23 protein-coding genes are annotated in these 25,712 nt (G+C 72.4%); 17 read left to right on the top strand and 6 right to left on the bottom strand.

Annotated elements, in window-relative coordinates:
- The first annotated feature begins 94 nt into the window (after positions 1 to 94).
- From ACZ45Z_RS02855 to ACZ45Z_RS02890, 8 genes are all read left to right on the top strand, one after another.
- Positions 95 to 1,042 (top strand): DUF1444 domain-containing protein, encoded by a 948-nt coding sequence (locus ACZ45Z_RS02855; RefSeq protein WP_468355555.1) that lies wholly within the window; start codon positions 95 to 97, stop codon positions 1,040 to 1,042.
- 361 nt (positions 1,043 to 1,403) lie between these two features.
- A complete protein-coding gene (locus tag ACZ45Z_RS02860; RefSeq protein WP_468354961.1) occupies positions 1,404 to 2,717 on the top strand; it encodes a helix-turn-helix domain-containing protein in 1,314 nt (437 codons plus the stop codon).
- A gap of 271 nt (positions 2,718 to 2,988) precedes the next feature.
- On the top strand, positions 2,989 to 3,585 hold the full coding sequence (locus ACZ45Z_RS02865; RefSeq protein WP_468354964.1) for a TIR domain-containing protein: 597 nt from the start codon (positions 2,989 to 2,991) through the stop codon (positions 3,583 to 3,585).
- On the top strand, positions 3,582 to 5,906 hold the full coding sequence (locus ACZ45Z_RS02870) for a hypothetical protein (protein ID WP_468354967.1): 2,325 nt from the start codon (positions 3,582 to 3,584) through the stop codon (positions 5,904 to 5,906). Before ACZ45Z_RS02865 ends, ACZ45Z_RS02870 begins: the two co-directional genes overlap by 4 nt.
- A gap of 141 nt (positions 5,907 to 6,047) precedes the next feature.
- The gene (locus ACZ45Z_RS02875) at positions 6,048 to 6,950 is read left to right on the top strand and encodes a hypothetical protein (RefSeq protein WP_468354970.1); all 903 of its coding nucleotides are present in this window, start codon (positions 6,048 to 6,050) and stop codon (positions 6,948 to 6,950) included.
- Positions 6,947 to 8,227, top strand: a complete 1,281-nt coding sequence (locus ACZ45Z_RS02880) for an OmpA family protein (RefSeq protein WP_468354973.1) — start codon at positions 6,947 to 6,949, stop codon at positions 8,225 to 8,227. The genes ACZ45Z_RS02875 and ACZ45Z_RS02880 overlap by 4 nt, the downstream gene beginning before the upstream one ends.
- Positions 8,228 to 8,241: 14 nt before the next feature.
- The gene (locus ACZ45Z_RS02885) at positions 8,242 to 9,819 is read left to right on the top strand and encodes a hypothetical protein (RefSeq protein ID WP_468354976.1); all 1,578 of its coding nucleotides are present in this window, start codon (positions 8,242 to 8,244) and stop codon (positions 9,817 to 9,819) included.
- Positions 9,816 to 10,241, top strand: coding sequence for a hypothetical protein (locus ACZ45Z_RS02890; protein WP_468354979.1), 426 nt, complete (start codon positions 9,816 to 9,818; stop codon positions 10,239 to 10,241). Before ACZ45Z_RS02885 ends, ACZ45Z_RS02890 begins: the two co-directional genes overlap by 4 nt.
- 22 nt (positions 10,242 to 10,263) lie before the next feature.
- On the opposite strand, the gene ACZ45Z_RS02895 is transcribed toward ACZ45Z_RS02890, so the two are convergent.
- On the bottom strand, positions 10,264 to 10,626 hold the full coding sequence (locus ACZ45Z_RS02895; protein WP_468354982.1) for an HIT family protein: 363 nt from the start codon (positions 10,624 to 10,626) through the stop codon (positions 10,264 to 10,266).
- Between the two features lie 257 nt (positions 10,627 to 10,883).
- Here ACZ45Z_RS02895 and ACZ45Z_RS02900 point away from each other — a divergent pair, with 257 nt between their 5' ends.
- Together ACZ45Z_RS02900 and ACZ45Z_RS02905 are read left to right on the top strand one after the other, a co-directional pair.
- On the top strand, positions 10,884 to 11,441 hold the full coding sequence (locus tag ACZ45Z_RS02900; protein WP_468354985.1) for a PadR family transcriptional regulator: 558 nt from the start codon (positions 10,884 to 10,886) through the stop codon (positions 11,439 to 11,441).
- Between the two features lie 69 nt (positions 11,442 to 11,510).
- Complete coding sequence (locus ACZ45Z_RS02905) at positions 11,511 to 13,232, top strand: acyl-CoA dehydrogenase family protein (RefSeq protein WP_468354988.1); 1,722 nt, start codon at positions 11,511 to 11,513, stop codon at positions 13,230 to 13,232.
- A gap of 42 nt (positions 13,233 to 13,274) precedes the next feature.
- Here ACZ45Z_RS02905 and ACZ45Z_RS02910 read toward each other — a convergent pair whose 3' ends face one another.
- A complete protein-coding gene (locus tag ACZ45Z_RS02910) occupies positions 13,275 to 14,297 on the bottom strand; it encodes a DUF6114 domain-containing protein (protein WP_468354991.1) in 1,023 nt (340 codons plus the stop codon).
- Entirely contained in the window at positions 14,288 to 14,899 is a 612-nt protein-coding gene (locus tag ACZ45Z_RS02915) for a DUF6230 family protein (protein ID WP_468354994.1), read from the bottom strand. The genes ACZ45Z_RS02910 and ACZ45Z_RS02915 overlap by 10 nt, the downstream gene beginning before the upstream one ends.
- An 89-nt stretch (positions 14,900 to 14,988) precedes the next feature.
- Here ACZ45Z_RS02915 and ACZ45Z_RS02920 point away from each other — a divergent pair, with 89 nt between their 5' ends.
- Entirely contained in the window at positions 14,989 to 15,645 is a 657-nt protein-coding gene (locus ACZ45Z_RS02920; protein ID WP_468354997.1) for a TetR/AcrR family transcriptional regulator, read from the top strand.
- A 58-nt stretch (positions 15,646 to 15,703) separates the two neighbouring features.
- Here ACZ45Z_RS02920 and ACZ45Z_RS02925 read toward each other — a convergent pair whose 3' ends face one another.
- Positions 15,704 to 16,984, bottom strand: a complete 1,281-nt coding sequence (locus tag ACZ45Z_RS02925) for a glycoside hydrolase family 18 protein (protein WP_468355000.1) — start codon at positions 16,982 to 16,984, stop codon at positions 15,704 to 15,706.
- A gap of 355 nt (positions 16,985 to 17,339) precedes the next feature.
- Between ACZ45Z_RS02925 and ACZ45Z_RS02930 the strand changes: the two genes are divergently transcribed.
- The gene (locus tag ACZ45Z_RS02930; RefSeq protein WP_468355003.1) at positions 17,340 to 18,512 is read left to right on the top strand and encodes an acyl-CoA dehydrogenase family protein; all 1,173 of its coding nucleotides are present in this window, start codon (positions 17,340 to 17,342) and stop codon (positions 18,510 to 18,512) included.
- A gap of 62 nt (positions 18,513 to 18,574) precedes the next feature.
- Here the strand turns inward: ACZ45Z_RS02930 and ACZ45Z_RS02935 are convergent, their stop codons facing one another.
- Entirely contained in the window at positions 18,575 to 19,006 is a 432-nt protein-coding gene (locus ACZ45Z_RS02935) for a hypothetical protein (RefSeq protein WP_468355006.1), read from the bottom strand.
- A 204-nt stretch (positions 19,007 to 19,210) separates the two neighbouring features.
- On the opposite strand from ACZ45Z_RS02935, the gene ACZ45Z_RS02940 reads away from it, so the two are divergent.
- The 5 genes from ACZ45Z_RS02940 (at position 19,211) to fxsA (ending at position 24,963) form a co-directional block, all read left to right on the top strand.
- Complete coding sequence (locus ACZ45Z_RS02940; RefSeq protein WP_468355009.1) at positions 19,211 to 19,651, top strand: Lrp/AsnC family transcriptional regulator; 441 nt, start codon at positions 19,211 to 19,213, stop codon at positions 19,649 to 19,651.
- 56 nt (positions 19,652 to 19,707) lie between these two features.
- On the top strand, positions 19,708 to 21,372 hold the full coding sequence (locus ACZ45Z_RS02945) for an amidohydrolase (RefSeq protein WP_468355012.1): 1,665 nt from the start codon (positions 19,708 to 19,710) through the stop codon (positions 21,370 to 21,372).
- Positions 21,373 to 21,891: 519 nt separating this feature from the next.
- Complete coding sequence (gene lnt, locus ACZ45Z_RS02950; RefSeq protein WP_468355015.1) at positions 21,892 to 23,565, top strand: apolipoprotein N-acyltransferase; 1,674 nt, start codon at positions 21,892 to 21,894, stop codon at positions 23,563 to 23,565.
- A complete protein-coding gene (locus ACZ45Z_RS02955; RefSeq protein ID WP_468355018.1) occupies positions 23,562 to 24,320 on the top strand; it encodes a polyprenol monophosphomannose synthase in 759 nt (252 codons plus the stop codon). Before lnt ends, ACZ45Z_RS02955 begins: the two co-directional genes overlap by 4 nt.
- 43 nt (positions 24,321 to 24,363) lie before the next feature.
- A complete protein-coding gene (gene fxsA, locus ACZ45Z_RS02960; protein WP_468355021.1) occupies positions 24,364 to 24,963 on the top strand; it encodes an FxsA family membrane protein in 600 nt (199 codons plus the stop codon).
- Positions 24,964 to 25,069: 106 nt separating this feature from the next.
- On the opposite strand, the gene ACZ45Z_RS02965 is transcribed toward fxsA, so the two are convergent.
- Entirely contained in the window at positions 25,070 to 25,447 is a 378-nt protein-coding gene (locus tag ACZ45Z_RS02965) for an RNA polymerase-binding protein RbpA (RefSeq protein ID WP_026170122.1), read from the bottom strand.
- Positions 25,448 to 25,712: the final 265 nt, after the last annotated feature.

The raw sequence follows: 25,712 nt of genomic DNA on the forward strand, positions 1-25,712 counted from the left end.
GGTGGCCCGGTGGAACGTGTCGGAGGCCCCCGGCGCACCCGTTACGATCGGCCCGATAATGGCCGTCATTCGTGGCCGTCGCCGGGAGGAAGAGATGGGCCTGTTCCGCCGAGGACCGAAGCGGGATTCCCGCGACCTCGCACGCGATGAGGAGTTCCCCTTCTTCTCCGAGCGGGAGGGCGGCGTCTTCCGGTCGCAGGTCCGCATGGCCTTCGCTGAGGAGGGGCTCGAAGTCACCGCCTACGCGGGCGTGGTCACCGATTCCTCGGGCCGTCAGTTCGGCCTCGGCAACCTCGCCGCGGTCTGCCACCGCGACCGGCGCGGCGAGCGAAGCTGGCCCGGCCTGGTCCGTGATCACGTGGGCAAGGTCCTGCGCACCATGGACGGCCCGCAGCCGCTGGAGACCCTCACCGAGGACGAGATCCGCGCCTGCCTCTACCCCCGCGTCGTCGCCCAGGAGACCCTGCCCGCCTCCGACTCCTTCCGCTACGGCCGCGAGCCCGCCCCGGGGCTGCGCGAAGTGCTCGCCCTCGATCTGCCCGAGGCGGTGCAGATGCTGAGCGAGGACTCCCTCGCCGATCTCGGGGACGTGGCGGAGCTGCGTATCCGGGCGATGAACAACCTGCGGGCGCTTCCCGTCGAGGGCCACGAGACGGTGCGCCGGGGCGACGGATCGGCGTTCGAGGTGCTGCTCGGCGACTCCTTCTTCACCGCCAGCCGGGTGCTGGTCCTGGACGAACTCGTCCAGCGGATCATGGGCACCGGGCTCACCCCGGACGGGGCGCTGGTGGCGATGCCCTTCCGGCACCAGTTGGCCTTCCACCGCATCCAGGACGCCCAGGTCATCCCGGCGTTGCAGGCGATGGCGCAGTTCGCCGCAGCCGGGCACGAGGAGGCGGCCGGCGCGATCAGCCCCAATGTGTTCTGGTGGCGGCGGGGCGTGATGACCCCGCTGAGCGAGCCGGACGGCGACGGGCTGCGGGTGGTCGTGGACATCGACTTCCAGGACATGCTGGAGCGGCTCGTGCAGGACGACGCCTGAGCGACCCCGCCCGGTCGCCGGCCCGACCGGCGATCCGATCCGGCACCTCCCATGGCCCCACCCACCGCCCACCGCCCACCGCAAGACGTTTTCCGGAAAATCTTCCCGAACGGGAACGTCTCCCGCGCCCAGCACGTTATGCCTGATGAGGTCCCGTGCTCTCCCCCGTGCGCGGGGCCTCACCGCGTCTTCCGAGCCGCTCGCCGCGGGATCTCTTCGCGCCGGTGACGATGAGCTGCCGGTCCGGAAGCGGAGCGTGATGAAACCGATAGCAAACAATAGGTTGAAGAGCATACGATTCTCGGTGTGACCCATGGCACACTCCCCTCACCAGTCCCGAACGACGAGGGGGGCGAGCGGGATGCAGCGGATTCCGGTGAGGTTCGGCGCGGAGTTACGCCGGCGAAGGATCGAGGCGGGGCTTTCTCTCGGGGAACTGGCGACTCTGCTCTCCTTTTCCAAAGGGCATTTGAGCAAGGTCGAGCGCGGCGTCAAGACACCCAGCCGCGATCTCGCGCAGTTATGTGACAGCGCCCTCGACGCCGGCGGGCAACTGGCGCATCTGATTCCCGCCGCCGAGCGGAGCGCCGCCGCGGCGCCCCTTTCCGGGACGGATGTCAGCACTCCTTGGACCTTGCGTATGCGGGCCGGCGGCGAGAGCGACTTCGTGGCGTTCGACCCCGCTTCTCTCGGTGGCGGAGCCGTGCCGTCCGCGGTGGTGAGCTGGTCCCTCGCACCCCCTCTCCTCGAAAGCGGGGAAACGAACGCGGCATTGCCGTATTTCCGCAATGTCTTCGACGAGTTCCGGCGACTGGGACAGCTCTACGGCCCGGCCGTCGTCGCTCAGCTCTGCATCGCGGCCACCAGCGCCCTGCGCGGCATGGCCCACCAGGCCCGGCCCGCCCACCGCGACGTGGTCCTGCGGCTCGCCTCCCGATTCGCCGAATACACCGGCTGGATGGCCCAGGAGGCGGGCAGCGACTCGGCGTCCTTGTGGTGGACCGAGCAGGCGGTCCAGCTCGCCGCTGACGGCGGTGACGACGAACTGGCCGCCTACGCCCTGATCCGCCGCGCCGAACTCGCCCTCTACAGCGGCGACTCGGTCGCCACCGTCCAGCTCGCACGGCGGGCCGCCGGACAGGCCCGCAGCACGCGCATCCAGGGGCTCGCCGCCCAGCGCGAGGCGCAGGGGCACGCCCTGGTGGGGGACCGTGACGCGTGCCGGCGGGCGCTGGAGCGCGGCGCGGAGCTGAGCTCCGGCGCCCAGGCGCCCGGTGGCGAGGACCCGGTGCTGGGCAGCGTCCATCTGCCGGATCTGACGGCCTTCGTCGCCGGCTGGTGCATGCACGATCTCGGCTCCCCGGCGGAGGCCGTCTCCCTCCTCGGTGACGGTCTGGACGCCATTCCCGCGCAGTCCCTGCGGGCCCGGGCCCGGTACGGCGCCCGGCTCGCCCTCGCCCTGGCACACGTCGGCGAGATCGAACGGGCCTGTGTGATCGCCGAATCGGTCGCCGATCAGGTCGCGCTCCTGGACTCGGCCACCATCCGCGCCGACCTCCTCCGCCTGAGCCGCGCGCTCAACCGTTGGCCGAAGAATCCTCTGGTCCGCCGGACCCTCCCGCATATCGCGACCGGCCTGCACACCCACCGGACCGGGCCGGTAACTCCCGCCTGACTTCTGCCGCCCTTCCGCCGCACCTCACAGCGCCGGGAGCCGGACTCCCGCCGTACCCACGGTGTTCCGTTGCCCGCCCAAAAGGCCCGGGGCAACGCGTTGACCGCGTCTGAAACCCCTGTGAATCTCAGGATCACCCCCCTTGTCCCGTCAGCCCGACCCCCGCGGCGCCGGCTGCCGCGATCCACCGCTGTCACCAGCCACCAGCCACCAGCCAAAAGTCACCAGGCATTCGGAAGTCACCAGTCAAAAAGAGGAAAGGCAGAAAACCATGGCCGGCGCTTTCATCAACTACCGGACCGGCGACGCCGCGGAAGCGGCCGTCCTGCTCGACGAGGAACTGAAGGACACCTTCGGTCCGGAGCACGTCTTCCGGGACCGCCGCACCATGCCGGCGGGTGTGCACTTTCCCCCGGACCTGTGGCGCCACCTCGAAAACTGCGGCGTGCTCCTCGTCCTCATCGGCCCCAACTGGCTGTCGCTGCGCGACGCCGACGGCCGCCGCCGGATCGACGTACCGGGCGACTTCGTCCACGACGAGATCCACTGGGCGCTCCAGTGGCGCCGGACCGTCATCCCCGTGCTCATCGACACGGCCGCCCTGCCCACCAAGAAGGAACTCCCCGCCACCATCGCCGAGTTGGCGGAACGGCAGACCCTGCATCTGCGCGTGCCGTACGCGCACCTCGACCTGCCGCACATCACCGAGGCGCTGCGCGCGCACGTACCGGTGAGCGAGACCGCCGCGCGGCCGGCCGCCCCGGGCGGCGGACACACCTTCCACGCCAGCCGGAGCCCCATCAGCACCGGGAGCGGCGACGCCAACTACTACGAGGGCCGGGACGCCAAGGGCGGAGGGCGGTCGTGAGCACCGCGGAAGAAACCGGCGCGAACGACGGGGCGCCGCAGGAGGCGCCGGGCGAGGAGTCCGCCCCGGCGGCCGCGGACGCGCCCGTCCAGGAAGCGGCCGAACCGCCCGAGCCGATCGCGGACGCGCCGTCAGCGGGCACCGAAGCCGCCGGTACGGACGCCACCGCGGACCCCGCGGACCCCACCGCGCCGCGCGACGGCGACCGGCCCCCGAAGGCCCCGGACACCGGCCGCGCCGCGCCCCGCCGGGAATCCGGCGACGGCGGCGACTTCACCCGCTACCAGCAGGCCCGTCAGCAAAACGCCCTCAACAAGCTCAAGCGCAGCGCGGTCGCCACCGGCGGCGGCTCCGCCTTCTACGCCGAGCAGCTCACCCTCGGCGGGGACGCCGGCATCGAGATCCAGGTGCTGAGCGTCTCCCCGCTGACCCTCGCCCGGTACCTGGACGCGCATCGGCCCGTCGACCAGCAGACGCGGATGGCCGCACGGCTCGCCGCCCAGCGCGTCCTGCTCCTCGCCGGAGCACCCGGCAGCGGACGGCAGTCCACGGCGCTGACCCTGCTCGCCGGCTGCTGCCCGGACGACAGCATCAAGATCCTGCACAGCGAGGCCCCGGGCATCCTCCAGGCGCTGTGCCGGCGCGCCGACGAACTGCTCACCCCCGGCGGCCTCGTGGTGGACCTCGGCGACCAGCCGGTGAAGCTGTCCACGCTGGAGACACTCGCCCATCTCGCCCGGAAACAGCGCGCCTACCTCGTCGTGATCGGCGAACTGGGCGTGGTCGACCCCGACCGGATGCGGCCGCACGCCGTCGAACACCGGCGTCCCGCCCTCGGCGACGTCCTGGCCGTCCACCTGCGCCGGCTGCTCGCGGGACACCCCGGGGTCTGCGGACAGCCGGACTGCACCGCCGAACACACCACGGCGTTCGTCACCCGGATGCTGGAGTCACCACAGGTGCGGCGCACTCTCGACGGCGCCCCGTCGGTCCGCAGCGTCGTGGAGTTCGCCGAGGCCCTCGCCCGGAGCATCCACTCCGAGGACACCAGCCTGAGCGACGTCATCGGCCAGTGGCGCGACCGGCTGCGCCGCCTGGCCAAGCAACTGCTGCACGTACCCACCGAGACCGCGCACGGCCCCGTACTGGACCCGCACCGCCAGGCGTTCCGCATCGCCTACGCCCTCTTCCACGGCCACCCGCTCTCCGACGTCTTCGAAGCGGGTGACGTGCTCAGCGCGGTCGTCCTGCCGCGCTACGAGACCCGCGAACCGGCGCCCACCAACCACGTCTTCGAGCGGGAACTGGACCAGCTCATCCCGCCGGAGATGCGCGCCGCCGCCGACGCCGCGTCCGACGGAGCCGCCCCGGACAACCCCCGGCGCGCCAGGCTCGTCGACGAGGAGCTGATGCACGCCGTCATCGAGGTCGCCTGGCACGACTACGACAGCCTGCGCGATCCCCTGCGCGAATGGCTGACGGCGCTGGTCGCCAAGCCCCTGGAGCGGATCCGGGTACGGGCCGCGCAGATCGCCGGCATCCTGCTCAGCCACGACTTCGACAGCGTCTACCGGGACCTGATCCGCCACTGGGCGGGGGAGTCCGCGGCCTACCGCCAGTCCGCAGCCCTGGCCCTGGAGATGGCGGCCCACGACCCGCGACTGGTACAGCGGGTGCGCGGCCAGATCAGGAGCTGGGTGAGCAGCCCCCGCTGGCAGTTCCAGGACAGCGCGGCCCGCGCGTACGGCACCCTGGTCGGCGCCCAGGACGTCCCCGACACCCTCTGGGCCCTGCGGGAACTGGGCACCCGACCGGAGCTGGCGTTCAGCAGCTCGGTGGCCTTCTCGATGTCCTGGCTCTATCTCGCCGGGTCCCCGGGGCCCACCGCCGACGCCCTGGACCGCTGGATCACCTCGGACAACGACCATCTGACCAAGCACGCCATCCGCACCATGCTCATCCTCAGCCGCTACGGCGCCGGACCGGACCGCCGCGACCGGCCCGTCCTGGCGGACGCCGCCATGACCGACCGGGACCGGGAAGACGCCCTGGTCCGGCTCTGGCGCCACGCCCTGATGGGCCAGGACAGCTCCACCCGCGCCTGGGACCTGCTGCGGCGCTGGCTGCTGGCGGCGGACGCCGACAAGGAACTGGCCGCCTTCCTGGAGGCGCTCGTCCCGCGGATCTGCGCCCGGCCCCTGACCCCGCGCGCCGGTTTCTACCTCGCGATGTGGGCCGGCCGCCATCCCGACTCCCGCACGATCCGGCAGGTGAGGCACCAACTGGCCCCCGGCGGCCCCGCGTCCGCCACCGCTCCCTGACCGCCGCACCCGCGATACGAGCCTTACCCGCCGCACGAGCCACACCCGCGACACGAGCCGATACCCCGCCGCACGCGCCCACCCACGACACGAGCCACACCCGCGACACGTGCCACACCCGTCACGACAAGGAGAACGCCCATGACCGAGCGCACCGGACTGCGCACCAGGCTCCGCCACTGGTGGCGCCGGGTGACGGGCAGGAGCAACGCCGAAGCCGCCACCGCCGCCGAGCCCGGCGAGGAGCCCGGCAGCACCGACACCCCGCCCCTGGGCCAGGCGGCACAGGCCGAGGTGGGAGTCGAACTGCCGCCCGGCGAGGACACGTTGTCCGTGGCGGCCCACGGCGATGTGTTCGCCTTCGAACTCGTCCCGCACTTCCGCTGGAGCAGCCGGGAGATGACGCTGGACACCCTGCGCGAGCGCGCGGCGATCCACGAGGAGGCGGCCCGCTGCAAACTGCTGCGCCGCGCCTGGCCCGTGGCCCGGACCTGCGACCCCCGCGACCCGGTGGCCGCCGAGAAGGCGGTCAACAAGGAGCTGCGCGGCGGATGGTGCTACAACGACGAGAAGGGCCTGATCCGCTGCCGGCCGTCGGTACGCATGCGCATCGACCCCGCACTGCGCGAACACGTACTGCCCTTCCACCTCGCCGAACTGCGGCTGTCGGAGGAGCACCGCCTCGGCGAACTCAAGGCGGACCAGGTACAGGCGCGCACCGAGCGCTGGCTGAAGGTCATCAGCGAACTCGAACTCCTCGGCACCCTGGGCCCGGCCGAACGCCGGCTGCTGGTGCCGTTCGCCGCCGCGCTCGCCGACGAGGACTTCCGCAAGGTCATGCAGGCCCTCACCCACACCCGCCGCAACGGCGCCGAGGCGCTCGCCGGAGTCCTCGCGGCCGCCACCAAGAACCATGAGCAGGTGGGCCTGTTCGAGTACGCCAACGCCTACGACAAGGCCCTGAGCGAATTCTGCCGCCAGATGGGGCTGAGCCCCTTCTCATGGGTGGACACCGTCACCGACGTCGAGGAGCTCGCACCGTGAGCCCCCTGAAGCCGGTCGACCCCGGGACCGGACGCGGGCGCCGCAGGGGAGCGCCCGCGTTCGCCGGGGCCCTGGCGGTGGTGCTCCTGGCCGGCTCGATCACCGCGTGCGGCGACACACCGCGCCTGGACGCCTGCGCGTGGATGAAGGGCGGCCCCGCGGACGCGGCCGGCCAGACGGTGATCCTCGTCGACACCTCCGCCTCCGTACGCGGCGCGCGCGCCACCTCCCGGAGCCGGGACTACGCCCACGGCATCGGCGGCCTCCTCGCGGCCGTGGTCCGCCGCAAGGACACCGTCGCGGTCGGCAGCTTCGGCGGCGACACCGCGCAGATCACCTGGACGGCCAAGGGCCGCTCCGCCGACTGGGTCAAGGACAACGACAACCCGATCAACCAGCAGGAACGGAAGAAGCAGGCGGTCGACTGCCTGACCCGCCTCGTCGGCAAGGCACAGCGGGCCGCAGCCCCGAGCGGCGGCAGCAACGTCCTGGCGGCCCTCACGGCGGGCGCCGCCTCCCTGGACGCCGCCGCCGGGAGGCGCAACCTCCTCGTGCTGACCGACGGGCTGTCCACCACGGGCTGCGCCGACCTGCGCTCGGCCGCCTTCAGGGACGACAGCGAGATCAACGCCATCGCACGGGTCTGCGCGGCCCGCGACGAGAAGCCGGCCCTGGCCGGCGTCCACCTCACCCTCGCCGGGCTGGGCCAGCCGGCCGACGGCCGGTCCGCGCCCACCTCGGCCCAGCGCAGTTGGCTGACCAGGCTGTGGCGCACCCTGTGCGGCGCCGGCCGCGCCACCGCCCCCGGCACCTCCTGCACCCTCGCACCGACGGCCATCGGCACGGCGAGACACCAAGGCGCGCGGCGCGAACCACCCCCGGACCCCGCGATCACTTACGGCAACGACCGCCCCGAGACCTACGAACTCCCCGGCGCGGCCCTCTTCGACACCGAGTCCTCCGTCGTACGCGCCCAGGCGCTCCCGCTGCTGAGCGACGTCGCGGTCAGCGCCCGCACCACCCCCGGCAGCCGCGTCACCGTCTTCGGCTACGTCGACCCGCGCGGCCGGCCGGACAACAACCAGCGGCTGTCACAGGCACGCGCGGACGCCGTGAAGAAGGTCCTGACCCGACTCGGGCTGACGCGCGTGACGGCGTACGGCCGGGGCCTGCCCTCGGGGTGTGCGAAGCAGGGCCGGAGCGCGGGCGGCCGGATGACCACCGAGGACAGGCTCCAGTGCGACCGGCGCGTCGACATCCGCATCATCAGAAAGTGAGGAACGCGGGCAGCATGAACACCACCAACGGAAAGAACCGGGCAGGGCCCGCCGCCCGCTACCAGGCGGCGGTCGACTGTCCCCTCGACGACTCCGCCCTCGTCGCCCTGGACGCCACCAAGCGACCGGTCTCCCGGCCGGCGGACCGGACCGACAACGGCGAACAGGCCGCCCTCATGCGGGCCTTCGCCGACGCCAACACCGCGCTGACCGCCGCGCAGGCGGGGCTCGGCGCGGCGGCGACCGCGGCCGCGCGCACCTTCCACAAGGCCCAGACCGCCATCGAGGAGGCCGAGCGGTTCACCCTCGCGCGAAGCGCCCGGCGGGCACAGGTGCGGGCCGGGGAAGTGCGCGCCCGCCATGCCGACGACGGACCCGAAAGCCTGCGCCGGCCACCGGTGCTCTGGCGGCGCCTGCTGTGGCCCACCCTGGTCGCCTGCGTGGCCTTCGACACGCTGTTCATCGGCACCCTCATGCAGCGGTTCTTCGGACTGGGCCAGCGGCAGGCCGGCTATTACCTGGCCTACCTGCCCGGCTTCGGCGTCGCCGTCTGCCTGCTCGCGGCGGGCAGCCTGCTGGCCGAGTCCGTCTTCCGGCGGCGGACCCGGGCCGCCCGCACACTGGAGCGCACCCGCCGCGGCCCGATCGCGGCCCTGCGCGAGGCCGTATGGCCCCAGGCCCCGCGCACGGAACGGCGGAAGGCCGGCGAACTGCCCTGGCCCAACGCGGCCGGCCCGGTGCTCTTCACCGTGGCCATCCTCACGATGGTCGGCGTCTGGGCCCGGATGCGCGCGGCCGGCGCGGTGCGCGAGCACGTGGACCTGGCACCGGACCAGGGCGCCGTCATCATCCTCACCCTGGTGCTGAGCACCGCCGCGATCGTGGTCAAGATCCTCGCCCACAACCCCTGCGCCGACCGCGACCAGGAGGCCGAGCGCTCCATCGCGTCCGCCGAGACGCGCGGCCGGGGGCTGCTGACCGAGGCCCGCCGCAGCCTGGTGGGCCACACCGAGAGCTGGTGGCGCCTGCGGTCCACGGTCGAGTCGGCGGCCGGCGACGCCCACCGCACGCTTGAGGACGCGTGCATCCGCATCGTCGAGGAACGCGCCCGCACCGGCGTCGCCGGCAGCTACCACTTCCCCCTGACCACGCCCGCCTGGCCCTACCCCAAGCCCGCGCGCGACGGCACCCCCGCCCCCCGGGCCGACGACCGGATACCCGCCCACCCCACACCGCCCCGGGCCCGGCTCGAACTCCTCGACCGCCTCTACGCGTTGCTCGACCGCTACGCGCCGGAGAAGCTCGAAGACCGCCTCAACGCCGTCGCCGGTGACCTGAACGTCCAGTTCCGGGTGCCGGAGGCGGATGAGGCTGGGGCGGGCGAAGAGACACGAGAGGCGGACGCATCCCAAGATGCGTCCCAAGGCGCCTCCCAAGGCGCGCCCCCAGACGCGCCCCCAGACACGTCCAAAGACGAGCCCCAAGGGTCCGCGGAGCCTGAAGCGCCCTCCTCGTCCGGCGAGGCTGACGCGGCTGCGGCGTCCGGCGAGGCCGACGCGCCTCCCGCGTCCGAAGGCGGTACGGCACCATGACCACGACCGTGCCCCCGAGGTTCCGTCCGGACGAGGTCAAACATCTGGAGTTCCTCCAGACCGTGATCGCCCGGCACGCCAACACCTCGTTCCTCGTCAAGAGTTGGGCCATGACCGTCAGCGGCGCCTTCATCGCCGTCGCCACCCGAGGGCCGAGCTGGAAGACGGCCGCGGTCGCCGTGGGGCTGGCGGCGGGGTTCTGGCTCCTGGACAGCTACTACCTGCGCCAGGAGCGGCTGTTCCGCACCCTCTACGAGAAGGTCGCCGACCGCCGCGCCGCGCAGGTGCCGCCCTTCGCCATGGACGCCGAGCGGCACGGAGAACCCGTGCCCTGGCGTGGCGTCGCGTTGTCCAGGACGATGCTGCTCTCCTACGGAGTCCTGGTCGCCCTCGACAGCATGACCGTCATCTTCCTCGCCTGACCACCCCGGCGCGGGCGGCGGATCACCTCTCCGCGGGCCGGGCGGCGGTCCACGGCAGGAGCAGGCCGTCGCCGTCGGCGCGGGGAATGAGGTGGAGGTGGAGATGGCGGACGGTCTGGGTCGCCGAGGCGCCACGGGACGTGATCACATTGCAGTCGCCGATCTCCGCCGCGAGTTCGGCCGCGCGCAGCATCGTCGTCGCGGAGACGCGCGGGTCCTCGGCGACATCGGCGACGTGGACCCGGGGGAGGACCAGCAGATGCCCGGCGGTCACCCCACCGTGGCGAGGCCGGATCGCGAGGGTATCCGGCCACTCCCGCAGGACCGTCGCCGGTGCCTGACCCCGCACGATGAGGCAGAAGGGGCAGCCGGGTCGGCGCGTCACGCGTCCTCCGCTTCGGTTGACCGATCGGTTCGTTCGGTCGATTCAGTCGATTCGCTCGGTTCGATCGATTCGCTCGTTCGGCCGGTCGGTCGAAGATGTAATTTAGCCTACTTTCTCACCTTTGTTCTCCGGCTTTTCCGGCCCGGCCGAATGTCTCCCTCAAGGGCGCCCGGGGGCCCTCCTCCGCCACCGTGAGCCGTGTCTCACCCTGCCGATGCCACTTGTCTATGCAACGAGTTGCATAGAAGGATCGGGGCATGGCGCTCGAACACGCGATCCTCGTCTCTCTGCTGGAGAAGCCGGGCTCCGGCTATGAGCTGTCCCGGCGCTTCGAGCGGTCCATCGGATACTTCTGGACCGCCACCCACCAGCAGATCTACCGCGTCCTCAAGCGCATGGAGAGCGACGGCTGGATCGACGTCCGCGAGGTGCCGCAGCAGGCCCGGCCGGACAAGCGGGAGTACTCCGTCGCCGCGCCCGGCCGGATCGCCCTCTCCCAGTGGCTGCACGAGCCGATCCAGCCCGAAAGCGTCCGGCACGACCTCGCGGTGAAGATCCGCGGCGCCGCGTTCGACGACCCGACCGCACTGATCCGCGAGGTCGAGCGGCACCAGCAGGCCCACAGCGACCGCCTCGCGCACTATCTCGCGGGGGAGCGGCGCGACTTCACCGGGCCCGAGGCACCCGCGGCGCCCGACGCCGGGCGCGAACTCCAGCACGTCGTGCTGCGCGGCGGCATCGCGTACGAACGCATGATGCTCGCCTGGCTCGACGACGTGCTGGCCACCCTCCACCGGCTCCACCCCGAGCGCTGAACCGACGGGGGCGGGCACCCGCTGCTCGCCCCACCACCCCCGACCCTCCGTCCCGAAAGGCGACCCGCCATGGCCGACACCCTGCTGTTCAACCCGCGCACCTACGACCCGGCGCACTTCGACCCCGAGACCCGCAGGCTGCTGCGCGCCACCGTCGACTGGTTCGAGGACCGCGGCAAGCGCAAGCTGATCGAGGACTACCGCTCCCGCGCCTGGCTGGCGGACTTCCTCGCGTTCTCCGCCAAGGAGGGGCTGTTCGCGACCTTCCTCACCCCCGCCTCCGCCGCCGACGGGCAGCAGGACAAGCGCTGGGACACCGCCCGGATCGCCGCCCTCAACGAGATCTTCGGTTTCTACGGCCTCGACTACTGGTACGCGTGGCAGGTCACCATCCTCGGCCTCGGCCCCGTCTGGCAGAGCGACAACGCCGCCGCCCGCACCCGCGCGGCCGAACTCCTCTCCCAGGGCGAGGTGTTCGCCTTCGGCCTGTCCGAGAAGACCCACGGCGCCGACATCTACTCCACCGACATGCTGCTGGAGCCCGACGGCAACGGCGGCTTCCGGGCCAGCGGTTCCAAGTACTACATCGGCAACGGCAACGCCGCCGGCCTCGTCTCGGTCTTCGGCCGCCGCACCGACGTCGAGGGCCCCGACGGCTACGTCTTCTTCGCCGCCGACAGCCGCCACCCGGCGTACCACCTGGTGAAGAACGTCGTCGACTCCTCCAAGTACGTCAGCGAGTTCCGCCTCGACGACTACCCGGTCGCCCCCGACGACGTCCTGCACACCGGCCGCGCCGCCTTCGACGCCGCCCTCAACACCGTCAACGTCGGCAAGTTCAACCTCTGCACCGCCTCCATCGGCATCTGCGAGCACGCGATGTACGAGGCCGTCACCCACGCCCACAACCGCATCCTCTACGGCCGCCCCGTCACCGCCTTCCCGCACGTGCGCCGCGAGCTGTCCGACGCCTACGTCCGCCTCGTCGGCATGAAGCTGTTCAGCGACCGGGCCGTGGACTACTTCCGCTCCGCCGGCCCCGACGACCGCCGCTACCTGCTCTTCAACCCGATGACGAAGATGAAGGTGACCACCGAGGGCGAGAAGGTCATCGACCTGATGTGGGACGTGATCGCCGCCAAGGGCTTCGAGAAGGACAACTACTTCGCCCAGGCCGCCATCGAGATCCGCGGGCTGCCGAAGCTGGAGGGCACGGTCCACGTCAACCTGGCCCTGATCCTCAAGTTCATGCGCAACCACCTGCTGGCGCCGGCCGAGTACGCGCCCGTGCCGACCCGCCTCGACGCGGCCGACGACGACTTCCTCTTCCGGCAGGGCCCGGCCCGCGGCCTGGGCTCCGTACGCTTCCACGACTGGCGCACCGCCTACGACGCGTACGCCGACGTGCCCAACATCGGCCGCTTCCGGGAGCAGGCCGACGCGCTGTGCGAGTTCGTCACCACCGCCGCGCCCGGCGAGGAGCAGAGCCGCGACCTCGATCTCCTGCTCGCCGTCGGCCAGCTTTTCGCGCTCGTCGTGCACGGCCAGTTGATCCTGGAGCAGGCGCGCCTGACCGGCTGCGACGAGGACGTCCTGGACGAGCTGTTCGCCGTGCTCGTCCGCGACTTCTCCGCACACGCCGTCGAGCTGCACGGCAAGGACTCGGCCACCGCCGAACAGCAGAGCTGGGCGCTGGGCGCGGTCCGGCGCCCGGTCGTCGACGAGGCCCGCTCGGCGCGCGTCTGGGAGCGCGTCGAAGCGCTGTCCGGCGCCTACGAGATGGCTCCGTAACCCCCCGCGGCCACCGGCCGCGCCCCCTGCTCCCATGAAGGCTCAGCCGGCACCCGCACCCGCGGGTGCCGGCCGGCCGCCGGCCCGCAGCCGCAGCCCGTCCGCGACGATCAGGTCCGAGGTCACCAGGGCCTGTTCGGCGTCCACGTCCGTCATGAAGACGAAGGGCGGGACGACCGGGGGGACGGGGAGGGTGTCGGGGGTGAAGGTGAGGCAGACCAAGCCCTCCAGGCAGCCGCTGAACCTGGTGAGGTAGAGGGTGACCTCGCCGCTGAGGTCCAGCGAGTCGGCGCTCAGGGTCAGTTCGGGGCCGCCGTCGCGGGTGGTCAGGTGGTAGTCGGTGAGGGAGGCGGCCTTCATCTTCAGCACCATGGCCTTGAGCGGACCGTCGGCCGTCGGCACTTCGGTGACGCCGGCCAGCAGGAATCCCTTGGGCGCGAACAGCGTCGTGGTCACCGTGGGCGGGGTGGGCGGCGCCGGAATGCCGGTGGCTACGGCCTTGTGTGCCGGGCCGCCGACCGCCGCGAGCAGGGCGATCGGCAACGCGGCGGCGAGCACCCGGCTGCCCGTGCCGGTGCCGGTACCGCCACTGGTGCCGGTGCCGGTGCCGCCACTGGTACTGGCATCGGCGTCGGCCGGGCTACCGGCGCCCGCGTCGTCCCGGGCCGGCGTCCACCCGAATCCCATCGCGCCGCCCGCGATCCCCAGTCCCATGCCGACGAGGAATCCGCCGAGGTTCGTCGCGGCGAACGACAGCACCGACAGGATCAGCGCGTTGACGCTCACGTAGTGGTGCGCGGCGGGCGCGCACCACAGGAACACGCCCGCCACCATCAGCGCCAGGCCGATGCCCAGTGCCGCCAGCCCGCCCAGGCCCAGGCTGACCAGCACGGTCAGCGGGGACAGCGGGACCAGCAGCAGTTCCGCCCCGCCCAGCAGGAGCAGCAAACCGGCCCAGAACGGCCGGGTGCGGCGCCACCGGCGCAGTGCCGCGCGCCGACTCGGCCACGGCAGGTTCCGTTCGGCGTAGGCGGAGGCCCGGGCCCGGGCCGCGCTCAGAAGCACTTCGTGCCGTCCAGGCTGACGCTCACCCGTAGCCCCTTGAGGCGGAAGTTGCCGCCGGTGGCCGACCAGGCGTGTGATCTGACGCCGGCGACCTCGATATCCCCGGCCTGGAGGCCGAATTTGCCCTTCGGGCCCGAGACGCCCGGTACGGCGTCGAGCGAGGCAGCGTCCCGGCCGATCTGGGCGGTGCCGAAGCGGGCGTCGCCCACCAGGTCCTCGCCGTCGATGACGAGGCTGTCGGCGGTCACCGCGCCGGCCTTCCCGCCGGCCGTCAGCTTGAACACGACCGTGCCCACCGGCGTCTTGACCTGCGCCGACTGGCAGATGTCGGCGAGGGTGGCCTTGCCGATGCCGAGCAGGGCCACGGGATGGCCGCGGCCGTCCGCGTCACGGTCGGTGTGGACGTACGACGACAGGCCGCTGCTGGTCAGCTTCCCGGACGCCACCTGGAAGTGGGTGCCGGAGACGGCGAAGGACGCGGCCAGCGCGCCCTGGGCCATCACCGTCGCCAGAGCGCCGACGGCCAGCAGGGCGGGCACCGCCACCACGGCGCTCTTCTGCCACGAGGTCCGCCCCTCGGGCGATGTACGGACAGTGCTCATGCAGGCCCCTCCGTATGTCATGACGCTCTGTCATACTGCCCTGAAATCAGGACAGTTGGAGACATCCAGTGGGGAGACTAGGGCCGATTTTGAATAAGAGTCAACAGCGCGGACGGGCCACTGCGCACGGCGCCCGCCCCACCGCGCGCTCCCAGGCGCGACGCGCCGAACTCATAGCCACCGGACGGAAGTTGTTCGCCGACACGTCCTACGACGCGCTGTCCATGGACGACATCGCCCGGCACGCCGGCGTCGCCAAGGGCCTGATCTACTACTACTTCACCAACAAGCGCGGCTACTACCTCGCCATCATCGAGGACGCGGTGGCCGAACTCGTCGAGCGCGCCGGCAGCACCCACGACCTGCCGCCCGTCGAACGTGTCCGGCACACCATCGACGGCTACCTGCGCTACGCCCAGCACCACCAGGCCGCCTACCGTGCCATCGTCACCGGCGGCGTCGGCTTCGACGCCGAGGTGCTGGCGATCCGCGAGACCGTCCGCGCCCGCCTGCTGGCCACCCTCGCGGTCGGCGCCTGGGGCCGTGAGGACATCCCGGCGTTCGCCCGTACGGCGCTCACCGGCTGGCTCTCCAGCGTCGAGGGCGTGACCCTCCACTGGATCGAGGCGGGGGAGCTGCCCCGCGAGACGGTGGCGACCCTGCTGGTGCGCGGCCTGGGGGACACCCTCCGGCTGATCGAGGAGTACGAGCCGAGCTGCCCGGCGCCGCCCCGCCCGCCCCGGTGAGACGCCGCGAGGGCGGGAGGCCGTAGCCTCCCGCCCTCACCACACACCCGCCGCGCGGTCAGTCGATCGACTTGATCAGCTCACCGTTGGCGGTGTCACCGCTGAGCTCCCAGAAGAACGTGCCGCCCATGCCCTGCGCGTTCTTGAAGGCCATCTTCGAGGCGATGGTCTCGGGAGTGTCGTAACTCCACCACTGGTCACCGCACTTGGCGTACGCGGTGCCGCCCACCTTGCCGGTGGCCGGGCAGCGGCCCTTGATGACCTTGTAGTCCTCGATGCCGGCCTCGTACTTGCCCGGTGCCGCGCCGGTGGCCGTACCGCCCGGCGCGCTCTGCGTCACGCCCTGCCAGCCGCGCCCGTAGAAGCCGATCCCCAGCAGCAGCTTGTTCGCCGGTATGCCGAGGCCCTTGAGCTTCCGGGTGGTGTCGGTGGCGTTGAACCCGGCCTTCGGGATGCCGCTGTAGGACGTCAGCGGTGAGTGCGGCGCCGTCGGGCCCTTGGCGTCCCACGCGCCGAAGTAGTCGTACGTCATCGGGTTGTACCAGTCGACGTACTGGGCCGCGCCCGCGTAGTCCGCCGCCTCGATCTTGCCGCCCGACGAGGCGTCCGCGGTGATCGCCGCGGTCACCAGGTTGCCCGTCCCGAACTTCGCGCGCAGCGAGCGCATGACCTTGGTGAAGGCTTCCCTGCCGCTGGTGTCGCAGGTCAGACCGCAGGAGTTGGGGTACTCCCAGTCGATGTCGATGCCGTCGAAGACGTCGGCCCAGCGCTTGTCCTCGACCAGGTCGAGGCAGGACTGCGCGAACGCGTCGGGATTCCTGGCGGCCTCGGTGAAGCCGCCCGACCAGGTCCAGCCGCCGAACGACCAGATGACCTTGAGGCCGGGGTGCAGCTTCTTGAGCTTGCGCAGTTGGTTGAAGTTACCGCGCAGCGCGCCGTTGTCCCAGGTGTCGGCCTTGCCGTCGACGCTCTGCTCGGCGGTGTACGCCTTGTCGTAGTCGGCGTAGGAGTCACCGATCGCGCACCTGCCGCCCTGGACGTTGCCGAAGGCGTAGTTGATGTGCGTCAGCTTGGCGGCGGAGCCGGAGGTCTCGATGTTCTTGACGTGGTAATTGCGGTCGTAGACACCCCAGTTGGTGAAGTATCCGACGACCTTTCCGCCCGCGGCGGCGGGTTGTGCCGCGGCCGTCGCGGCGGTGGGAGGGGTGGCGGTGGGGGCGCCGGCCGGGTGGGCGGATGCCGATCCGGCGAGCAGTGTGCCGGCCAGCGCCGCCGTACACAGGGCGGCGGTGGCGGCGATCAGCCTGCGCGGTGATCGCTTCCGGGGCGGTCTGAGCATGTCGTCTCCTCGGAGGGGGATCGAGGGGTGGAGCCTGACCTGCGTTCCGAATTGGCATGAACGCGTTGAACGTTGAAGCAGAAGGTAGAAGGACTAGACCAGTGCGTCAATGGTTCGGACCAATTTGCCGTCCGTTGTGCCAACTGCCGCCCGCACGACGGCCGAATGTGCCGAGCCGGTGGTGATCACCCGTGACGGGGGGCCTCCGATCGGGCATACTCCTAGCGCCACAGCCGCAGGTCATCGCCATCCGCGACCCGGAACGCGATCATCGGCTCGGCACCTTGAACACCGGCGGCGCCGCCTCACCCCGCGCGTGCGTCGCCGCAGCGCCCGACAGGGAGGAGAGCGCCGCATGACCGAGTACGGCCCCCGGCCGGTGGACCGCAGGCTGCCCACAGAGGAGGCCCGTGATCTGCTGACGCTCGTACGCGAGCTCGCCGACCGCGAGATCAAGCCGGCCGCCGCCGACGAGGAGGACGCCGGCCGCTTCCCGCGCGAGACCTTCCGCCTGCTGTCGGAATCCGGCCTGCTGTCCCTGCCCTACGCCGAGGAGTTCGGCGGCGGCGAGCAGCCCTACGAGGTGTACCTCCAGATCCTCGAAGAGCTGGCGGCCGCCCGGCTCACCGTCGGCCTCGGCGTCAGCGTGCACACCCTCGCCTGCCACGCGCTCGCCGAATACGGCACCAAGCAGCAGCGCGCCGAACACCTTCCGGCCATGCTCGGCGGCGGACTGCTCGGCGCCTACTGCCTCTCCGAACCCGCCTCCGGATCCGACGCGGCCTCCCTGACCACCCGCGCCACCCGCAGCGGCGACACCTGGACGCTGAACGGCACCAAGGCGTGGATTACCCACGGCGGCGTGGCCGACTTCTACACCGTGCTGGCCCGCACCGGCGGCAGCGGCGCCCGCGGCATCACGGCCTTCCTCGTCCCCGGTGACGCCGAGGGCCTGAGCGCCGCGAAGCCCGAACGCAAGATGGGCATGAAGGGCTCCCCGACGGCCCAGCTCCACTTCGAAGGCGTCCGCGTCCCCGACTCCCGCCGCATCGGCGACGAGGGCCAGGGCTTCGCCATCGCCCTGGCGGCCCTGGAATCCGGCCGCCTGGGCATCGCGGCCTGCGCCATCGGCGTCGCGCAGGCGGCGCTGGACGAGGCACTGGCCTACACCGCCGAACGCCGCCAGTTCGGCCGCCCGATCGCCGACTTCCAGGGGCTGCGCTTCATGCTGGCCGACATGGCCACCCAGGTGGAGGCCGGCCGGGCGCTCTACCTCAGCGCGGCCCGCCTGCGCGACGCCGGCCTGCCGTTCTCCAAGGAAGCGGCGATGGCCAAACTCTTCTGCACCGACACCGCGATGCGGGTGACCACCGACGCCGTACAGCTCCTCGGCGGCTACGGCTACACCCTCGACTTCCCGGCCGAGCGCTATATGCGCGAGGCCAAGGTCCTCCAGATCGTCGAGGGCACCAACCAGATCCAGCGGATGGTCATCGCGCGCCAGCTCGCCGGACCCGAGTCACGCTGAGCCGCGGGGTCGGCCGGGCCACCGGCCGGTCGACCCTCACCAGCACCACCCGTCGGGCCCGCTCAGGCCCCGCGGCGCTGCCGGGGCACCCTCCGCGCCGGGCGCGTGGCCGGACCGCCGATGTGGGAGAAGGGCTGGCGGCGCCAGTCCAGGCTCTCCGGCAGCGTCAGCAGCATCGCCGCGTCCTGCTCCTGGGCGTCCAGGGTGTCCTCGGTCGAGGGTGCCTCGGCCGCCGGGCGGCCCGAGCCCTGGCACACGGTCAGTCCGAACGGATTCCACGGCGAGGGGCACAGGGCGTGCTCGGGCAGGGTCTCCTCGTCGGCGAGCAGCGCGATCGGCTGCGCGCAGTCCGGGCAGGTCACACGGTAGATCTCGAACGTCTCGAACGCTTCGTGGGTGTCGTCGTCGTCCGCGGCGGGGCCGAAACCGCCGCCCTCCCGGGCGCCGACGTTCGCCGCAGCGGATTCCTGCTTCAGGCGTCGCATGATGTCCATCCCCCTCGGGTGGGCCGGTCGGACCGCCGACTTCGTGTGACGGGCGGTCCCGGCCACCACGAGCAATTCCCCTCATGCCGCACGCATAATCGCCGCTGCCCCGCGGAGCCCGACGCATGTGTGTGGCATTGCTCACACCCCCCGGGGGTGTCCACGATCCGGCGTGCGCTGCGCGCACCCGCCCGGGCGCAGTAGGTTGAGCGAGTGGAGGAGTTGGACCGACAAATCGTGGATCTGCTCGTCAAGGACGGGCGGATGAGCTACACCGACCTGGGCAAGGCCACCGGCCTGTCCACCTCGGCGGTGCACCAGCGCGTGCGCCGCCTGGAGCAGCGCGGTGTCATCCGGGGCTATGCCGCCATCGTGGACCCCGAAGCCGTGGGCCTGCCGCTCACCGCCTTCATCTCGGTCAAACCCTTCGACCCCAGCGCCCCCGACGACATCGCCGACCGGCTCGCCGAGGTCCCCGAGCTGGAGGCCTGCCACAGCGTCGCGGGCGACGAGAACTACATCCTCAAGGTCCGGGTCGCCACTCCTTTGGAGCTGGAGCACCTGCTCACCCGCATCCGCGGCCTGGCCGGCGTCTCCACCCGCACCACGGTCGTGCTCTCCACCCCCTACGAAGCCCGCCCGCCCCGCATCTGACCAGGCATCCGACCCCGCGCGCGGCCCGCCCGCGCACAGGGGCCAGACTGTCCGGTATGAGCGAGCGCATCCCCGAAGCGGCCCGGCGGCACCGTCCCGGCCCGGACCGTCCCCGCACCGTCCTGCTGCGCGGCGGCGAGGTGCACAGCCCCGCCGACCCGTTCGCCACCGCCATGGTCGTAGAGGGCGACAGCATCGCCTGGGTCGGCGAGGAGGGCGCCGCCGACTCCTTCGCCGACGGCGTCGACGAGATCGTCCACCTCGACGGCGCACTGGTCACCCCGGCGTTCACGGACGCACATGTGCACACCACGGCGACCGGACTCGCGCTCACCGGCCTCGACCTCGCCGGCGCCCGCACGCTGCCCGACGCCCTCGCGCGGGTGCGCGCGCACGCCACGGCCCGCCCGGCCGACCGGATCCTGCTCGGCCACGGCTGGGACGCCAGCGCCTGGCCCGAGGGCCGGCCGCCCGCGCGCGCCGAACTGGACGAGGCCACCGGCGGCCGTCCCCTCTACCTCACCCGCGTCGACGTGCACTCCGCCGTCGTCACCACCGCGCTCCTCGACCTGGTCCCCGGCATCCGCGAACGGGCCGGATTCCACCAGGACGCCCCGCTGACCGGCGACGCGCACCACGCCGCGCGCCAGGCCGCGTACGCCACCGTCACCCCCGCCCAGCGCGCCGAGGCCCAGGCCGCCGCGCTCGCCCGCGCCGCCTCCCTCGGCATCGGCAGCCTCCACGAGTGCGCGGGCCCGGACATCTCCGGCGAGGACGACTTCACCGCTCTGCTCGCCCTGGCCGCCGAAGGCCACGGACCCCGCGTCGTCGGCTACTGGGCCGAACTGATCGCATCCGCAAAGGACGCGGACCGCATCCGCGCCCTCGGCGCGACCGGCGCCGCCGGCGACCTCTTCGCCGACGGCTCCCTCGGCTCGCACACCGCCCACCTGCACGCCCCGTACGCCGACGCCGCCCACACCGGAACCGCGCACCTCGACGCCGACGCCGTCGCCGCACACGTCGCCGCCTGCACCGAAGCGGGCCTCCAAGCCGGCTTCCACGCCATCGGCGACGCCGCCCTGACCACCGTCACCGACGGCGTACGGGCCGCCGCCGACCGCGTCGGCCTCGGCCGCGTCCGCGCCGCCCGGCACCGCGTCGAACACGCCGAAATGCTCACCGGCACGACCATCGCCGCCTTCGCCGACCTGGCCCTGACCGCCTCCGTCCAGCCCGCCTTCGACGCGGCCTGGGGCGGCGAGAGGGGCATGTACGTCACCCGCCTGGGCGCCGACCGGGCGCGCACCCTCAACCCCTACGCCGCCCTCCTCAAGGCCGGCGTCCCGCTCGCCCTCGGCTCCGACAGCCCGGTCACCCCGCTCGACCCGTGGGGCACCGTGCGCGCCGCCGTCTTCCACCGCACCCCCGGCCACGGCATCTCCGCCCGCGCCGTGTTCACCGCCCACACCCGCGGCGGGTGGCGCGCCATCGGCCGGGACGACGCGGGTGTCCTGGTCCCCGGCGCCCCCGCCGACTACGCGGTCTGGCGCACCGGAGAGCTGATCGTCCAGGCCCCCGACGAGCGCGTCGAACGCTGGTCCACCGACCCCCGTTCCGGCACCCCCGGACTGCCCGACCTCACCCCCGGCAACGACCTCCCGGTGTGCCTGCGCACGGTCGTCGGCGGCCGCACCGTCTTCCGGCGGCCGAACGAGTGACATCCGCCGCGCGCGTGCCGTAGCGGGGTGCGCTTGCCGCTACTCGCCCGACCTGCGCAGCCGCGCCACTGACCTGGCACGACGCGAAAACGACGCAGGCCGCGCACCTGTTGACAGCAGGCGGTCGGCGGCCGGTAGGTTCGGCCGAGTCCACCACAGGACGTCCGATCGGGAGACCTCCGCGCAGTCGTCGAACGCTGGGCCATGGGACGGTACGCCAACCGGCAGACCGCCACTGGGAGCCAGGTCCAGCACCAGCGGCACGGGGCGACGGAGACGTTTCGGCCGGTCGGCGGGTGCGACCCGGGTGGGGCCCGGATGCTCAGTAGACAACGGCTTTCGGTCGACCCGCAGCCAGCGGGTCCCAGGTCGGCCCGAAGGGCGCCGGGCCCCGATCCGCACCGCACGACCCGCCCGCCCCCTCCCGAAGCCCCGCCTCGCGCACCCCGCACCCGCGCGCGCGGCATCCCGAGGTACGGTCACCTCACCACCGACACGACCTGCAGGAAGGCCGCGACCGTGCCATCGGGTCACGACACCACCGAAGAAGCCGTCAGCGGCACCTCGCCCGACGGCCCGGTGCCGTCCGCCGCGACGGGCTCCACCGCCGCGCCGCCCCGCCCCGGCCGCGCCCGGCGCCTCGCCGCGCGGGTCCGCCGTGGCGCGCCCCGGACCGGCCTGGCCGTCGTCTGCGGCGTCGCGCTCGGCCTCGCTTTCCCGCCGTACGACCTGTGGCCGCTGTCCCTCCTGGCCGTGGCGGGCCTGTCGCTGCTCACCGGCGGCCGGAGCGTGCGGCAGGGTGCTTGGACCGGCTTCGCCTTCGGCGTGCCCTTCTTCGTCGTCCTGCTGAAGTGGCTGCACGTCGTCGGCTGGGACGCGGTGGCCGGACTCGCCGTCATCCAGGCCCTCTTCATGGCGGCCCTGGGCGCCGCCCTGGCCGGTACCTCCCGGCTGCCGGGCCGGCCGCTGTGGGCCGCCTGCCTGTGGATCGCGCAGGAATGGGCCCGCGACCGCCTCCCGTTCGGCGGCTTCCCCTGGGGCCGGCTCGCCTTCGCGAACACCGACTCGCCCTTCACCCCGCTCGCCGCGCTCGGCGGCGCCCCCCTGGTGACGTTCGCCGTCGCGCTGGCCGGCGCGCTGCTCGCCGCGTGCGCCGCCACCCTCTGGGGGCTGCGGCGCTCCGGTTCGGTGCGGCGGGCCATACCGGCCGTCGAGGCGTTCGGACTGGCCGCCGCGCTGACCGTGGTCGGCGCGGCCGTGCCGCTGCCCACCAAGGGCGACGACACCGTCGACATCGCCGTCGTCCAGGGCAACGTCCAAAAGCCCGGCATGGACTTCCTCGGCCGGCCGATGATGATCCTCGACAACCACGCGACGGCCACCGAGAAGCTCGCCGCCGACATCAAGGCCGGCAAGGCGAAGAAGCCCGACCTGGTGATCTGGCCGGAGAACTCCTCCGACCTCGACCCCTACCAGTACCCGCAGGCTTACGACCGGATCGACGAGGCGGTCAAGGCCGTCGGCGTCCCCGTGCTCGTCGGCGCGCTCGTCGACCACCCCTCGAAGAAGGGCTACGTCTTCAACGAGGGCATCGTCTGGGACCCGAAGAAGGGCCCCGGGGCCTCCTACGCCAAGCAGCACCCGGTGCCGTTCGGCGAGTACGTCCCCTTCCGGGAGCAGCTCAGCAAGATCATCACCCGTTTCCAGCGGGTGCCGCGCGACTTCTACCCCGGCGACCACACCGGCCTGCTGAAGGTCGGCCCCGCCCAGCTCGGCGACGTCATCTGCTTCGAGGTGGCCTACGACCAGATCGTGCACGAGACCGTCGGCGCCGGCGCCCGCGCCCTGGTGATCCAGACCAACAACGCCACCTACGGGCGCAGCGGGCAGCCCGAACAGCAACTGGCGATGTCGAAGCTGCGCGCCGTCGAGCACGGCCGGGCCGTGGTGACCGCCGCGACCAGCGGGATCAGCGCCGTCGTCGCCCCCGACGGCACCATCACCCGGCAGATCCCCGAGTTCACCCAGGACGTGGTGTCCGCGCGGATCCCGCTGCGGGACGGAACGACGCTCGCCGACCGCGTTGGTGCCGCTCCGGAGTGGGCGCTCGCTATCGTGGGGCTTCTGTCCTGTGCCGCCGCCACAGTCATCGGCCGGCGCGGGCGTTCGAAGGACGAGAAGGGGCAGCAGTGACAGACGGCGGTCAGCGGCAGTACGGTCCGCTCGGCACCACGTTGGTGATCATCCCGACGTACAACGAGGCGGAGAACATCAAGCCGATCGTCTCGCGGGTGCGGTCCGCCGTCCCCGAGGCGCATGTCCTCGTCGCGGACGACAACAGCCCCGACGGCACCGGAAAGCTCGCCGACGAACTGGCCGCCACCGACGACCGGGTCCACGTCCTGCACCGCAAGGGCAAGGAGGGGCTCGGCGCCGCCTACCTCGCGGGCTTCCGGTGGGGCATCGACCACGGCTACGGCGTGCTGGTCGAGATGGACGCCGACGGCTCCCACCAGCCCGAGGAGCTGACCCGGCTGCTGACCGCCCTCAAGGGCGCCGATCTCGTCCTCGGCTCGCGGTGGGTGCCCGGCGGCCGGGTGGTCAACTGGCCCAAGAGCCGCGAGATGCTCTCCCGTGGCGGCAGCACGTACTCCCGCATCCTCCTCGACGTGCCCATCCGCGACGTCACCGGCGGCTACCGCGCCTTCCGCGCGGAGACCCTCAAGGGCCTGGGCCTGGACGAGGTGGCCTCCCAGGGCTACTGCTTCCAGGTCGACCTGGCGCGCCGGGCCGTGGAGGCGGGCTACCACATCGTCGAGGTGCCGATCACCTTCGTCGAGCGGGAGTTCGGCGACAGCAAGATGAGCCGGGACATCGTCGTCGAGGCGCTGTGGCGGATCACGGCCTGGGGCGTCGGCTCCCGGGTGGGCAAGCTCCGCGGACGCTGACACCGGCGTTCGGCGCCCGGCGCGGGCCAGGCACACTTGAGGCATGACGTTTTCCGCCCCGCCCTCGCCCGGTCCCCGCTCCCGCCCGCGCTCGCGCGCCCGCAGGTTCGTCCCGTTGGGCGTGGCGGCCTGGGTGGTGCTGGAGGTCTGGCTGCTGATCGTGGTGGCCGGTGCCACCAACGGTCTGACGGTTTTCCTGCTGCTGCTCGCGGGCGTCCTCGCCGGCGGGTACGTGATCAAGCGGGCGGGGCGGCGCGCCTGGCAGAACCTCACCGAGACCCTCCAGGCAGGCGGCGGCCCCGCGACGGCCGGCCGCGACCCGGAGGCGGCGGGCGGCAACACCCTCCCGATGGCCGGCGGCCTGCTGCTGATGGTGCCGGGGCTGGTCTCCGACGCCGCCGGGCTGCTCTGCCTCTTCCCGCCGACCGCCGAACTGATCCACCGCCGGGCGGAGAAGGCCCTGACCCGCCGGCGGGCGGCCTACGCCCCCGGCTCGTTCCGCGACGCCTTCCAGCAGGCCCGCGGTGACATCAGCGGCTGGCGCCGCGGGCACCGGCCGGACGGCAAGGTCGTCCAGGGCGAGGTCATCCGCGACGACGACCCGGCCGGCCCCCGCCGCCAGGACCCGCCGCTGACCAACTGAGGCGGTCCGCGCACACGTGGCCGCGCACACGCGAGGGCCGGGGCCACCGCGCACTGCGGTGACCCCGGCCCTCATGCTTGCTGTAATGCCTCGTGCAGTCCGGTCGTCAGGCGGACTTGCGGTTGCTGTCGCGCGGATGCACGGCAATGTTCATGGTGCCGGAGCGCAGGACGGCCAGCCTTTCGGCCAGCACCTCCTCCAACTCCTCGCGGGTGCGCCGCTCCATGAGCATGTCCCAGTGCGTACGCGCGGGCTTACCCTTCTTTTCCTCAGGGCCATCGCCATCCACCAGAAGCGAGGGTGCACCGCAAACCTTGCACTCCCACTCCGGCGGAATCTCGGCCTCAACCGAGAACGGCATCTCAAATCGATGTCCGTTCTGGCATGCGTACTCCACCGCCTGGCGCGGAGCCAGGTCGATGCCGCGGTCGGTCTCGTAGCTGGTCACCACGAGTCGCGTGCCGCGAAGAGCTCGCTCACTCATGAATCGTGCCTCCCGGGCTTGTCGCCCACAGGACAGGTGTCGCTGTCGTCGTCATCCGGTCAACGTCCGGTCGGCGGTGAAGATTCCCGGAATAGGGATCCCACCCGTCGCCCACCACCGCCCTTGCCGGAGGCGCTGCGCGCCGCTGTCTTCTTCGTGCCGCCCCTTGTTGTACCCACCCGCGCCCGGTTTGTCACATCTGGCAGCAGATGTCACCCAACGCCTTGTCTTGTTAAGCACGCAGTAACGGTCCGCCTGGTGAGCC

This window comes from Streptomyces sp. NPDC031210, assembly GCF_055570395.1.

Excerpts from the sequence above, each read along its gene's own strand:
- ACZ45Z_RS02855 (WP_468355555.1), top strand. The coding sequence starts at position 95 with ATGGGCCTGTTCCGCCGAGGACCGAAGCGGGATTCCCGCGACCTCGCA.
- ACZ45Z_RS02860 (WP_468354961.1), top strand. The coding sequence starts at position 1,404 with ATGCAGCGGATTCCGGTGAGGTTCGGCGCGGAGTTACGCCGGCGAAGG.
- ACZ45Z_RS02865 (WP_468354964.1), top strand. The coding sequence starts at position 2,989 with ATGGCCGGCGCTTTCATCAACTACCGGACCGGCGACGCCGCGGAAGCG.
- ACZ45Z_RS02875 (WP_468354970.1), top strand. The coding sequence starts at position 6,048 with ATGACCGAGCGCACCGGACTGCGCACCAGGCTCCGCCACTGGTGGCGC.
- ACZ45Z_RS02885 (WP_468354976.1), top strand. The coding sequence starts at position 8,242 with ATGAACACCACCAACGGAAAGAACCGGGCAGGGCCCGCCGCCCGCTAC.
- ACZ45Z_RS02890 (WP_468354979.1), top strand. The coding sequence starts at position 9,816 with ATGACCACGACCGTGCCCCCGAGGTTCCGTCCGGACGAGGTCAAACAT.
- ACZ45Z_RS02900 (WP_468354985.1), top strand. The coding sequence starts at position 10,884 with ATGGCGCTCGAACACGCGATCCTCGTCTCTCTGCTGGAGAAGCCGGGC.
- ACZ45Z_RS02905 (WP_468354988.1), top strand. The coding sequence starts at position 11,511 with ATGGCCGACACCCTGCTGTTCAACCCGCGCACCTACGACCCGGCGCAC.
- ACZ45Z_RS02915 (WP_468354994.1), bottom strand. The coding sequence starts at position 14,899 with ATGAGCACTGTCCGTACATCGCCCGAGGGGCGGACCTCGTGGCAGAAG.
- ACZ45Z_RS02925 (WP_468355000.1), bottom strand. The coding sequence starts at position 16,984 with ATGCTCAGACCGCCCCGGAAGCGATCACCGCGCAGGCTGATCGCCGCC.
- ACZ45Z_RS02930 (WP_468355003.1), top strand. The coding sequence starts at position 17,340 with ATGACCGAGTACGGCCCCCGGCCGGTGGACCGCAGGCTGCCCACAGAG.
- ACZ45Z_RS02935 (WP_468355006.1), bottom strand. The coding sequence starts at position 19,006 with ATGGACATCATGCGACGCCTGAAGCAGGAATCCGCTGCGGCGAACGTC.
- ACZ45Z_RS02945 (WP_468355012.1), top strand. The coding sequence starts at position 19,708 with ATGAGCGAGCGCATCCCCGAAGCGGCCCGGCGGCACCGTCCCGGCCCG.
- fxsA (WP_468355021.1), top strand. The coding sequence starts at position 24,364 with ATGACGTTTTCCGCCCCGCCCTCGCCCGGTCCCCGCTCCCGCCCGCGC.
- ACZ45Z_RS02965 (WP_026170122.1), bottom strand. The coding sequence starts at position 25,447 with ATGAGTGAGCGAGCTCTTCGCGGCACGCGACTCGTGGTGACCAGCTAC.